Origin of the sequence: Pseudomonas sp. HN2 (assembly GCF_020736465.1) — a bacterium.
Classification (GTDB): Bacteria; Pseudomonadota; Gammaproteobacteria; order Pseudomonadales; family Pseudomonadaceae; genus Aquipseudomonas; species Aquipseudomonas moraviensis_A.
The window spans coordinates 3,640,898-3,652,772 of record NZ_CP085885.1 but is presented as its reverse complement, the minus strand read 5'-3'; the positions used below and the strand labels follow the sequence as shown (position 1 = coordinate 3,652,772).

The 11,875-nt window shown below is 61.4% G+C and carries 12 protein-coding genes; 4 read left to right on the top strand and 8 right to left on the bottom strand.

Features of this window, described 5'->3' with window-relative positions; translation table 11 throughout:
• Positions 1–9: 9 nt before the first annotated feature.
• Positions 10–441: a nuclear transport factor 2 family protein gene (locus LIS66_RS15845; RefSeq protein ID WP_227972538.1), complete on the bottom strand. Its 432-nt coding sequence runs from the start codon at positions 439–441 to the stop codon at positions 10–12.
• A gap of 527 nt (positions 442–968) precedes the next feature.
• Between LIS66_RS15845 and mqo the strand changes: the two genes are divergently transcribed.
• Complete coding sequence (mqo, locus tag LIS66_RS15840; protein ID WP_064363529.1) at positions 969–2,615, top strand: malate dehydrogenase (quinone); 1,647 nt, start codon at positions 969–971, stop codon at positions 2,613–2,615.
• A gap of 93 nt (positions 2,616–2,708) precedes the next feature.
• On the opposite strand, the gene LIS66_RS15835 is transcribed toward mqo, so the two are convergent.
• Positions 2,709–3,137, bottom strand: coding sequence for a nuclear transport factor 2 family protein (locus tag LIS66_RS15835; protein ID WP_227972537.1), 429 nt, complete (start codon positions 3,135–3,137; stop codon positions 2,709–2,711).
• Positions 3,138–3,151: 14 nt separating this feature from the next.
• On the bottom strand, positions 3,152–3,334 hold the full coding sequence (locus LIS66_RS15830; RefSeq protein WP_189654622.1) for a hypothetical protein: 183 nt from the start codon (positions 3,332–3,334) through the stop codon (positions 3,152–3,154).
• Between the two features lie 243 nt (positions 3,335–3,577).
• Here LIS66_RS15830 and LIS66_RS15825 point away from each other — a divergent pair, with 243 nt between their 5' ends.
• Positions 3,578–4,387 carry an OBAP family protein gene (locus LIS66_RS15825; RefSeq protein WP_416220735.1) on the top strand — a complete coding sequence of 270 codons (810 nt, stop codon included), beginning with the start codon at positions 3,578–3,580 and terminating at the stop codon, positions 4,385–4,387.
• Between the two features lie 133 nt (positions 4,388–4,520).
• Here the strand turns inward: LIS66_RS15825 and LIS66_RS15820 are convergent, their stop codons facing one another.
• Positions 4,521–5,291, bottom strand: coding sequence for an alpha/beta hydrolase (locus tag LIS66_RS15820; RefSeq protein ID WP_227972536.1), 771 nt, complete (start codon positions 5,289–5,291; stop codon positions 4,521–4,523).
• A gap of 111 nt (positions 5,292–5,402) precedes the next feature.
• Here LIS66_RS15820 and LIS66_RS15815 point away from each other — a divergent pair, with 111 nt between their 5' ends.
• Positions 5,403–6,362: an aldo/keto reductase gene (locus LIS66_RS15815; protein WP_227972535.1), complete on the top strand. Its 960-nt coding sequence runs from the start codon at positions 5,403–5,405 to the stop codon at positions 6,360–6,362.
• A gap of 6 nt (positions 6,363–6,368) precedes the next feature.
• On the opposite strand, the gene LIS66_RS15810 is transcribed toward LIS66_RS15815, so the two are convergent.
• Complete coding sequence (locus tag LIS66_RS15810; RefSeq protein ID WP_083352521.1) at positions 6,369–7,262, bottom strand: LysR family transcriptional regulator; 894 nt, start codon at positions 7,260–7,262, stop codon at positions 6,369–6,371.
• A 97-nt stretch (positions 7,263–7,359) separates the two neighbouring features.
• On the opposite strand from LIS66_RS15810, the gene LIS66_RS15805 reads away from it, so the two are divergent.
• A complete protein-coding gene (locus tag LIS66_RS15805) occupies positions 7,360–7,836 on the top strand; it encodes a cupin domain-containing protein (RefSeq protein ID WP_227972534.1) in 477 nt (158 codons plus the stop codon).
• A gap of 63 nt (positions 7,837–7,899) precedes the next feature.
• Here the strand turns inward: LIS66_RS15805 and paoC are convergent, their stop codons facing one another.
• Genes paoC through paoA form a run of 3 tightly spaced genes read right to left on the bottom strand, consistent with a single transcriptional unit; the run spans position 7,900 to position 11,671 of the window.
• Positions 7,900–10,098 (bottom strand): aldehyde oxidoreductase molybdenum-binding subunit PaoC, encoded by a 2,199-nt coding sequence (paoC, locus tag LIS66_RS15800; RefSeq protein ID WP_227972533.1) that lies wholly within the window; start codon positions 10,096–10,098, stop codon positions 7,900–7,902.
• Positions 10,095–11,051: an FAD binding domain-containing protein gene (locus tag LIS66_RS15795; protein WP_227972532.1), complete on the bottom strand. Its 957-nt coding sequence runs from the start codon at positions 11,049–11,051 to the stop codon at positions 10,095–10,097. Before LIS66_RS15795 ends, paoC begins: the two co-directional genes overlap by 4 nt.
• Entirely contained in the window at positions 11,048–11,671 is a 624-nt protein-coding gene (paoA, locus tag LIS66_RS15790) for an aldehyde dehydrogenase iron-sulfur subunit PaoA (protein WP_227972531.1), read from the bottom strand. Before paoA ends, LIS66_RS15795 begins: the two co-directional genes overlap by 4 nt.
• Positions 11,672–11,875 lie beyond the last annotated feature (204 nt).

Sequence of the window (11,875 nt, the reverse complement as noted above, 5' to 3'; positions counted from 1 at the left end):
TGCCCTTAATCAAAATTTGAACGCCTGTCGCCCCACCAACAACCATTTCCCGCCCTGTTTCTGCCAGATCTGGAAATTCTCGATCTCGGTGGGAATGACCTCGGTCCCCTTCAACGCCTGCGCGGAAAAGTGGTGGCGTACCAGCGCGGTATCGCCGGACAGGGTGATGGTCTGCTTTTGCATTTCGAGGGTCTTGAATGCGCTGCGACCGGTTTCGATGTCGGCGATGAATTCCTGCTTGTTCTGAATCTTGCCGCTGGAGTGGCCGTAGGTCAGGTTCGGCGCGGTGAGGGCGTTCAGTTCGGCGATGTCTTTGTGCAGCATCGCCTGGGTCAGATGATCGACCGCTTGCGCCACTTGTTTTTCCGCTGGGGCAGGGGCGGCCATGGCGCAGGCGCTGAAGGCGCAGAACAAACCGATGAGGAGGCGGGACTTGGTCATGTTGTTTCCTTGTTGTTATTGGATGGATGACTGAAGTTGAATTCGTCAGTCATCGTACAACGTAGCAGGTTATTTTCTTCAGGAGCAACGGGGCGTGTGCACTGGATCGCTGCGTTGCGATGCGCATCGCGCAAAAAAACTGACGGTACCCACCGCAGTGGCGTCATGTTCCGCGCGCTGTGGCCGATAAGCTTCAGAGCGGAAAAAGACTTTCAAGTCGGGAACAGACGCGCGGGTTCGCCCTGACGTGATATTCTCCGCGCCAATTTGCTTTGACCTAATTCGGTTGGCTTGCCTTTCGGGCGGGCCGACGGGATCCCTGTCGCTCAAGCAGCTGAAGCCAATAACGATAAGAAGTCAGTTCAGAAGGGACATTAACTGAGGTCGATGCTACATATCGGCCTTGTGTGCCCACCCGTCAATATTGCAGTGTGCCGGATCGCGCGACGCCAGCCTGAGCGTCAATACAGCGCAACGCAGACTGATAACAACGACGGGCGGAAGGCGTTTTATCATAGGTGCAACAGATGTTTAAGAAAGTGAACACAGCCTTGCTGGGGCTGGCTTTGGCGATGGGGATGTCGTCTGCCAATGCTGCCGAAGCGAAGAAAGTTGACGTCCTGCTGATCGGCGGCGGCATCATGAGCACCACCCTGGGTGTGTGGATCAATGAGCTGGAACCGAGCTGGTCGATGGAAATGGTCGAGCGCCTCGACGGCGTCGCCCTGGAAAGCTCCAACGGCTGGAACAACGCCGGTACCGGTCACTCGGCCCTCGCCGAGCTGAACTACACCCCGGAAGACGACAAGGGCAACGTCACGATCCCGAAAGCCGTCGAGATCAACGAAGCGTTCCAGGTCTCCCGTCAGTTCTGGGCGTGGCAGGTTCAACAGGGCGTGCTGAAAAACCCTCGCTCGTTCATCAACACCACACCGCACATGAGCTTCGTGTGGGGCGATGACAACATCAAGTTCCTGAAAAAGCGCTACGAAGCCCTGCAGGCGAGCCCGCTGTTTGCCGGCATGCAGTACTCCGAAGATCCGGCGGTGATCAAGAAGTGGGTGCCGCTGATGATGGAAGGGCGGGACCCGAACCAGAAAATCGCGGCCACCTGGAGCCCGCTGGGTACGGACATGAACTTCGGCGAAATCACCCGCCAGTTCGCCGCTCACCTGCAGACCAAGCCCAACTTCGATCTGAAACTGTCGAGCGAAGTCGAAGACATCACCAAGAACGCCGATGGCACTTGGCGTGTCAGCTACAAAAACCTGAAAGACGGCAGCAAAACCGAAACCGACGCCAAGTTCGTGTTCATCGGCGCTGGCGGCGGTGCCTTGCACCTGCTGCAGAAGTCGGGCATTCCTGAAGCTAAGGAATACGCAGGCTTCCCGGTTGGCGGCTCGTTCCTGGTAACCGACAACCCAAGCATTGCCGAGCAGCATCTGGCCAAGGCCTACGGCAAGGCTTCGGTTGGCGCGCCACCGATGTCGGTTCCGCACCTGGACACCCGTGTTCTGGACGGCAAGCGCGTCATTCTGTTTGGCCCGTTCGCGACCTTCAGCACCAAGTTCCTCAAGGAAGGGTCGTACTTTGACCTGCTGACCAGCACCACCACCCACAACATCTGGCCAATGACCAAGGTCGGCATCAAGGAATACCCGCTGGTCGAGTACCTTGCCGGTCAACTGATGCTGTCGGATGAAGACCGTCTGAACGCGCTGAAGGAATACTTCCCGAACGCCAAGGCCGAAGACTGGCGCCTGTGGCAAGCCGGCCAGCGCGTGCAAATCATCAAGCGTGATGAAGCCGCTGGCGGCGTGCTGAAACTGGGCACCGAGATCGTGGCTTCGCAAGACGGCTCGATCGCCGGCCTGCTGGGCGCATCGCCAGGCGCGTCGACTGCTGCACCGATCATGCTGAGCGTGCTGCAGAAAGTCTTCAAAGACAAAGTCGCAACCCCTGAGTGGCAGACCAAGCTGCACCAGATCGTGCCGAGCTATGGCACCCAGCTGAACAGCGATCCGGCCAAAGTGGCTGCCGAGTGGGCTTACACCGCGAAAATCCTCGAACTGCCGACCCCTCCGGTGATCGGTCAGGTAGCTGCTCCAGCGGCACCTGCGGCTGATAAAGCCGTAGCACCGAAGGAAAACGCTGCACGTGACATGGCTCTGTAACCAGAACCCTGACACACAAAACCCACTGAACCGGCGACGGTCAGTGGGTTTTTTTGTGGCCTGGTTCCTACGCGCCTACGGTCCGGCGGGGATTCAGGCTTTTGCGGACGCGAGATAGGCACCGAGGCGCCGGCCCATTTCTTCGCCCAGTGCCTGCAATCCGCTCAACGGCCGAACCATCACTTCGAACTCGACGATCTTGCCGTGCTCATCGAAGCGAATCATGTCGATGCCCTTGAGTTCTTTGCTGCCGACCCTGGCGCTGAATTCGAGAATCACATTCAAGCCATCCGCCGTCGCCAGTTCGCGGTGATAGGCGAAATCCTCAAAAACTTCGAACACTGTGTTGAGGATCATCGCCACCACCGGCGCGCCGGGGTAGGGCGTGTGGGCCATCGGCGAGCGGAACACGGCTTGGGCATCGAGCAATTCGGGCAGGGCGTTGAGATTGCCGTTGCGGATCATCTCGTGCCAGCGCTTGAGGGATTCGGCGACATTGGGCTGCAAGGCGAGGTCGGGCATGGTCACTCCGGTTTTTATTGTGGTTGGCGGCAATGACTGTAGATCAACCCGGCGCAGAGTGGATCGTCAAGTTTCGGGCTGAATACCGGTCCATGCCCGAAGCGGATCAGATGCGCATCTGATCCGTATTTTTCTGTTTCATCTGCCTCTGTATTCAGTACAGCCACAGCCTCAGAATGCCCGGGCAGTGCGGACATTCACCCTCCGACCTCATCCCGAAGCGTCCGGTGCACCGCACACTCAGCATCAAGGAGCGCAACATGTACAAGATGGCAATTTTCCTCGGCGGCTTTCTGACCTTGACCATCCTGATCGGCGTACTGGCAACGATCTCTCCAGTCTGATCCGCACGCAGCTTTTTCGAACTCTGCCGTTCTCCTGCTTTCAGTTGCAGAACAGGGCCAGCACGCGCCCGTTACTGAATGTACGAGGAGCGAAACATGCGTAATAAAACCTTGCAGGGACGTTGGGTTCCCGTCGGTTTGATGGTCGCCGCGCTGACCGGTTGTGCGATGAGCAACACCGAGTCACCGGTGCAGACACCGGGCCAGGCTAAAGCCTCCGACACTGAAATGCTCGAAGTCGGCGCGCAATGGTTGCAGGACAAACCGCCGATTCGCGCGTTGAACATGTACCTCGATGGCTTCCATTTCTACAACGGCCATCCCGGCGCACAGATGGAAGCGCATCACTACTGCTCGGCGCTCAACGAGGAAGTGTTCCAGTGTGTGATCTACGACGGCAACACCGCTGAAGCGAAGCTGATGGGCGTGGAATACATCATCAGCCAGCGCCTGTTCACGCAATTGCCGGCAAACGAAAAGGCCTTGTGGCATAGCCACGCTCACGAAGTCACTTCCGGCCAGTTGGTCGCGCCGGGCATCCCGCAGGTGGCGGAGACGCGTTTGATGGAAAAACTTGCCAACACCTATGGCAAGACCTGGCACACCTGGCACACCGATCAGGACAAGCAACTGCCCTTGGGCGTGCCGCAGTTGATGATGGGCTTTACTGCCGACGGTCAGGCCGACGCGCAAATGGTCCGCCAGCGCGACCAGCGTTTGGGCATTGATAGCGCCGAGAAGAAAAAGGCCCGCGCCGAGATCAAACCGGCACCGGTCGCGCCAGGAGCTGATGCGTGGCAGAAGGGCAATGCCGTGCAACTCAACGACCCGACCGGCCATCAACACGTCATGCCGCGCCCGGCCACCTCTGGCGACGAAAATGCCCGGAGCGGCCGTCAGCCTTAGCATTGGACAGTAGCTGTAAATGGTGATGTCGGTACCGACTTCATCGCGAGCAGGCTCACTCCTACATTTGAAATGCGTTACCCCTGTAGGAGCGAGCCTGCTCGCGAAGGCGTCTGCATGATCGCTACACCTGTCAGCGATTCAACACATCGCCCATCCACCGCAAGTACTCCCCTCGCTCGGAAATCGAGTTATGCGCCGATTCCGGCACCACCTTGAGCGTCGCCACCCCCGCAGGAAAACTCTCCAACAACCGCTGCGTGCTCTTGCGTCCAATCACCTCGTCATCACTCGCCGCCAACAGCAAGGTCGGCACGCGAACGTGCGCGGCGTACTTGCCCGATTCGAATCGATCCTTGAGCAACCACTTCACCGGCACCCACGGATATTGTCGTTCGGCGATTTCTTCGAGGCTGTTAAACGGCGTGACCAGGATCAGCTTCTGCACCGGCCGCTGGCTGGCCAGGCGTATCGCCACCCCCGAGCCGAGGCTGCGCCCGATCACCGCAATCTGCGGATGGCTGGCGTAGACCTGATCGAACAACGCCAGCGCATCTTCGGCAATCGCCGGTTCCGATGGTGAGCCTGAACTGCCACCAAAACCCCGGTAATGCAGAAAATACAGCGCGTAATCGGGGAACGCCTCAGCGAACTCCGGCAGGTTGCGCGAGACGTCCTCGGCATTCCCGCCGAAATAGATCAGCGCCCGTGTTCCGCTGCGCTCTCGAGTAGTCGCCCAGATTTCGGCGTCCGGCATCGACAGTTTCAACCGCGAATCCGCTGCAACCACGGCCGCAGGCTGGGGAAACCAGATGAGCGAGCGCTGAAATACGAACAGCGCGGCACACAGCACCAGGTACACGGCAACAATGAAAACGACGAGTGACATCAGGGTTCGGGACATTCGGCTACTTTTAACGGGGTAAGAGGTGGGCTGTCGAAGTGTAGTTCAGCGACTGCGCCTGACAGCCTGCACACACAACATGCAACAGATCCGCGCAGCAGGAGGGCCCGCATGCGCCACACTGAGGGTTATTCCCGTCGCCGCTTGCTTACGCTGGCTGCCGAGGTTGCGGCGGTGTTCACGATTGATCGGGCGTTGGCCAGCGGCACGCCGCCGCCCGTCACTGCGCCGCACACGGCAGGAGACCAGACCATGCAGACCCGCGCCATCCCTTCAAGCTCCGAGGCACTGCCCATGGTCGGATTGGGCACCTATCGCGGTTTCGACGTCGCCCCGGGTGATCCGGTTTATCGGCAATTGCCCGCCGTGCTCGAAGCGCTGTTCAGGAAGGGCGGCACGCTGATCGACAGCTCGCCGATGTACGGCCGCGCCGAGCAGACGACCGGTGAATTGCTGTCGATCCACGAACCGCGCTCGCCGGCCTTTCTCGCGACCAAGGTGTGGACGCGCGGGCGCAAGGAGGGCATCGCGCAGATGGAGCAGTCGTTCAGCCTGCTGCAAACCGAGCGCATCGACCTGATGCAGATTCACAACCTGCTCGACTGGCAAACCCACTTGCCGACCCTGCGCGAATGGAAAGAGCAGGGGCGGATTCGCTACATCGGCATCACCCATTACACCTCGTCGGCCTATGACGAGGTCGAAGCGGTGCTGAAGGCCGAGAGGCTGGATTTCCTGCAGATCAACTACGCCCTCGACGACCGAGGCGTGGAAAAGCGCATCCTGCCGCTGTGCCGCGAGCGCGGGGTCGCGGTGATCTGTAACCGGCCATTTGGCGGCGGCGATTTGCTCGCCCGGCTCAAGGGCAAGCCCCTGCCCGCGTGGGTCTCGGACGTGCAGGTGAACAGCTGGCCGCAACTGGCGCTGAAATTCCTGCTGGCGCATCCGGCGGTGACCTGTGTGATTCCGGGGACCAGCAATCCGCGCTACATGGCTGACAACGCCGGAGCCGGTTTTGGGCCGATGCTCACCGATGCGCAGCGGCATCAGTTGATTGCGTTGCTGGGTTGAACCGGGTCAAACGCGATAGCGCAACGCTTCCAGCAACAAGGCAAACGCCGGCGCTGCCTGGCGTCGGCTCGGGTAGTACAGGTGATAGCCGGAAAACGCCGGGCACCAGTCTCCGAGCACCTGGATCAAGCGGCCGTCGGCCAGAAACGGCGCGACGACATTTTCCGGGATGTAGCTAAGACCGAAACCGTCCAGCGCGGCGTCGAGCAACGGGTAGACGCCATTCAGGGTGACCTGGCCGGAGACACGAACCTTCAGGCTTTCACCGTCCTTTTCGAACTCCCACGAATACAGTCCGCCATTGGTTGGCAGACGCAGGTTGTTGCAGGCGTGGTCGGTCAGGTCGCGCGGGGTCTGTGGCGCTGCGCGCCGGGCGAAGTAGGCGGGCGAGCCGACCACGGCCATGCGCATGTCGGGGCCGATGCGCGTGGCGATCATGCCCTGCGCAACGTCTTCGCCCAGGCGCACGCCGGCATCGAAACCCTGGCCGGCGATGTCGACGAAGCCATAGTCGCAGCAGACTTCGACGGTGACGTCCGGGTACTTCGGCAGGAACTCCTGCAACACCGGACGCAGAATCCAGTTCAGCGAGTGGTCGGTGGCGCTGATGCGGATCTTCCCCGCCGGGGTCTCGCGCAGGTTGCTCAGGGCGGCCAGTTCCACCTCGATCTCTTCGAAGCGCGGGCCGATGGTCTGCAGCAGGTGTTCGCCGGCCTCGGTCGGCGAAACACTGCGCGTGGTGCGGGTCAGCAGGCGCAGGCCGAGACGTGCCTCGAGGCTGCGAATGGTGTGGCTGAGCGCCGATTGCGAAACGCCGAGTTTGGCGGCGGCCTTGGTGAAACTGCGTTCACGGGCGACGGCGAGAAAGGCGAGCAGGTCGGTGGCGTTTTCCCGGAGCATTGATGATTGTCCTGCATAAGTTTTTTCGGATTCTAGACGATTATCTAAAGAGTGCAGATCGCTACAGTGGTTGCTTTAATCATCCGGAGGAACCGCCATGAACCCGATCGCTGCTTCTGCGCTGACGCTCTCGCTGCTGGCCGGTGAGGTGCAGGCCACTGACAACCCGCGTGTCACGGTCACGCCGAATGGCTCTCAACCCTCGGCCAAAGGGCCCGCTGACTGGTTTACCGGCACGGTGCGGGTGGATGCGCCGTTCAAGGGTACCGACGAGGCCCGCGTCAGCGGCGCGACCGTAACGTTCGAGCCGGGCGCGAGAACTGCGTGGCACACCCATCCGTTAGGACAGACATTGATCGTCACCGCAGGAGCAGGGTTCGTCCAGGAATGGGGCCAGCCGGTTCGTGAAATCCGTCCGGGCGATACCGTCTGGATTGCCCCGGGTGCCAAACATTGGCACGGGGCGGCGCCGACAACGGCGATGAGCCATATCGCAATTGCGGAAGTGCTGGATGGCAAGGTGGTGGACTGGATGGAGCAGGTCAGTGATGAGCAATATCCAAAGACCGAGTGAAACCTCGCCCCTCACCCTGGCCCTCTCCCTTTGGGAGAGCGCCAGGGTGAGGGGCTTTTCGCTTCAGATCATCTCCGGCAATGAATCCAGAATCTTGTCCAGCGTAATCGGGTACTCCCGCACCCTCGCGCCGGTAGCGTTGTAGATCGCATTCGCTACCGCCGCACTCACGCCGCAAATCCCCAATTCACCCACGCCCTTGGCCTTCATCGGCGAAGAAATCGGGTCAGTCTCTTCGAGAAAAATCACTTCCTGATGCGGAATGTCGGCGTGCACCGGCACTTCGTATCCCGCCAGGTCATGGTTGACGAAATAGCCCAGACGCTTGTCCACGGCCAGTTCTTCCATCAATGCCGCGCCGACGCCCATGGTCATTGCGCCGATCACCTGGCTGCGGGCCGAAATAGGGTTGAGAATCCGTCCGGCCGCGCACACCGCGAGCATGCGCCGCACGCGGACTTCACCGGTGGCGGCGTCGACGGCAACTTCAGCGAAGTGCGCGCCGAAGGTCGATTGCTGGTACTTCTCGGCCAGATCGCCGAATTCGATGCTGTCCTCGCCGACCAGCGCGCCGCCCTCAGCGGCATTGCGCAGCGGCAGGCTCTTGCTGCCGACGCGCACCTGACCATCGACAAACTCGGCCTGATCCGCCGCGAGTCCCAGCTTCTGCGCCACCGCTTCGCGCAGTTTCATGCAGGCGGCATAAACCCCTGAAGTCGAGCAGTTGCCGCCGAACTGGCCGCCGGAACCGGCCGAGACCGGGAAGTCCGAATCGCCCAGACGTACCACCACATCATTCAGGCCGACGCCCATCATCTCCGCGGCTGTCTGCGCGATGATCGTGTAGCTGCCGGTGCCGATGTCGGTCATGTCGGTTTCGACGATCACCTTGCCGTCACGCTCCAGGCGCACGCGCGCGCCGGACTTGACCAGCAGGTTATTGCGAAACGCCGCCGCCACGCCCATGCCGATCAGCCAACGGCCTTCACGACGTGTGCCGGGCTGCGCTTTGCGCTGATCCCAGCCGAATTTCTCCGCGCCGATCTGCAGGCATTTGACCAGTTGACGCTGGGAAAACGGCCGCTCGGTCTTCACCGGATCGACCTGGGTGTCATTGGCAATGCGGAACAGCACCGGGTCCATTTTCAGCTGTTCGGCCATTTCGTCCATGGCGATTTCCAGCACCATCAGGCCCGGCGCTTCACCCGGTGCGCGCATGGCGTTGCCTTCGGGCAGGTCGAGCGGGGCGAGGCGCATGCTGACGCGGCGGTTTTCCGCGGCATACAACAATTGACTCGGTTGCGCGGCCAGTTCGACCTTGCCGTCGGCGAGGTTGCCCGACCAGCCTTCATGGGCAATGGCGGTCAGCTTGCCGTCGGCCGTGGCGCCCATGCGGATACGCTGAATCGTCGCCGGACGATGGGTGGTGTTGTTGGCCATCTGCGGGCGGGCGAGGGCGACTTTCACTGGCCGGCCGGCCATGCGCGCGCCTAGAGCGGCGAGGATCGCGTCGGCACGAATGAACAGCTTGCCGCCGAACCCACCGCCAATGTACGGCGAGACCAGGCGGACTTTTTCCTTCGGCAGGCCGAGGGTCTTCGCAATGTCGCCGACGCTCCAGGCGACCATCTGGTTGGACGTCCACAGCGTCAGTTGGTCGCCTTTCCAGGCGGCCAATGTCGCATGGGGTTCCATCATCGCGTGGGACTGGTCCGGCGTGGTGTAGGTCTGATCGAACTGCACCGGGGCGGCGGCGAAGGCCTTGTCGAAGTCGCCGTGATTGACGTCCGGCAGCTCGTCTTTCGGCTCGACGCCGAGGTCTTTGACGCTGGCCAGGTCGAACTTGCCTTCGGCGGTTTCGTAGTCGACCTTGACCAGTTGCGCGGCGGCGCGGGCCTGTTCGAAGGTCTCGGCGACCACCAGCGCAACGGCTTGCTGGTAATGCTGCACGTCGGGACCGGCGAGCAAATGGGCGGCGTTGTAATCACCTTTGTCGAGCTTGCCGGCGTTCTCGGCGGTGACGATCGCCAGTACGCCGGGTGCGGCTTTGGCCTCGTCGAGATGAATAGCTTTGATCCGCCCTTTGGCGATCGCCGAATCAACCATGAAACCGTAGGCCTGATTGGCCGCCGCTTCATGTTGTTCGTAGGCGTAGGTCGCCTGGCCGCTGGTTTTCAACGGGCCTTCGATGCGCTCGGTGGGCTGGCCGACGACTTTCAGGCGGTCGATGGGATTGGTGGTGGCGGGCGTGTCGAATTTCATGCGGTTTCCCTCGCTTGCGCCAACACCGAAGCCAGCGTGCGCTCGACCAGTGTCAGTTTGAATTGGTTGTCATCGGTGGGGGTCGCGCCTTCGAGCAGGCGCTCGCTGACCGCTTTGGCGCCCTTGGGCAGCAGCGCTTCAGCGGCCTCGACCCGCCACGGTTTCGGCGCAATGCCGCCAACGGCGACGCGGCCGGTGCCGTCCTTTTGCAGGATCAGACCCACCGAGACCAGGGCAAACGCGTAGGACGAACGATCGCGAACCTTGTGATAAATGTGCGTGCCACCGACCGGCGCCGGCAGGGTCACGGCGGTGATGAACTCACCGGGTGTGAGGCTGGTTTCGATGTTCGGCGTATTGCCGGGCAATAGATGAAAATCGGCCATGGCAATGCTGCGGGTGCTGCCGTCAGGCTTGACCGTTTCGATCTGCGCATCAAGCGCACGCATGGCGATGGCCATGTCGCTCGGGTGGGTGGCGATGCAGGCGTCGCTGACGCCGATGATCCCCAGTTGTCGAGTGACCCCGCCGATCGCCGCGCAACCGCTGCCCGGATTGCGTTTGTTGCAGGCCTGATGGGTGTCGTAAAAGTATGGGCAGCGGGTGCGTTGCAGCAGGTTGCCGGCGGTGGTCGCCATGTTGCGTAACTGCCCGGAGGCTCCGGCCAGAAGCGCGCGGGAGAGCAGGGCGTAATCCTTGCGTACGCGGGCGTCGGCGGCCAGATCGGTATTGCGCACCAGGGCGCCGATACGCAGTCCGCCCTCAGGCGTAGCTTCGATCTGATCCAGGCCGAGGTGGTTGACGTCGATCAGATGCACCGGGGTCTCAATGTCGAGTTTCATCAGGTCGAGCAGGTTGGTGCCGCCGGCGATGAACTTGGCGCCTTCGACTTGTGCAGCCTGGGAGGCGGCTGCGGCAGGCGAGTCGGCGCGGCTGTAGTTGAAGGCTCTCATGCCGGCACCTCCGCGATTTCAGTGATGGCTTCGATGATGTTCGAGTACGCGCCGCAGCGGCAGATATTGCCGCTCATGCGCTCCTGCAGTTCGGCGGCGATCAGTTTCGGCGGCTCGGTCAGGCTCGGGCTGACGTGGCTGGGAATACCGTCGCGGATTTCCTTGAGCACCGCGACTGCGGAGCAGATCTGCCCCGGCGTGCAGTAGCCGCACTGATAGCCGTCGTGCTTGATGAACGCGGCCTGCATCGGGTGCAGCTTGTCCGGCATGCCGAGGCCTTCGATGGTGGTGACTTCGCTGCCGTCGTGCATGACCGCCAAGGTCAGGCAGGAGTTGATCCGCCGCCCGTCGGCGATCACCGTGCAGGCGCCGCACTGGCCGTGGTCGCAGCCTTTCTTGGTGCCGGTCAGGTGCAGGTGTTCGCGCAGGGCGTCGAGCAGGGTGGTGCGGGTGTCGACTTCCAGGGTTTGCGGTTTTCCGTTGACTTGCAGGGTGACTTTGCTCATGGCCGGTTGCTCCAGACTGGCCGCGTAGGCCTTGAGGCTGATAAAGGGGGGCATAGCGAACGCCGTCGCGGTTACGGCGCCGAGGATCATGAAGTTGCGTCGGGAAATCGGCATGGTTCGATTCCTTTTCTCTCATCGGGCGGCAGGATTGCAAAAGGCCCAAAAGGGCGCGCCGGCATGCATGCCAGTCTCGTAAAAGGAGTGACCGCAGGAGGGAGGAAAAGGTTTTGTCGGATTTTCGCTAAAGAGTTATGTGCTCTGCTCATCAATCTCCAAGGCAGCACAAAAACCCTGTAGGAGTGAGCCTGCTCGCGATAG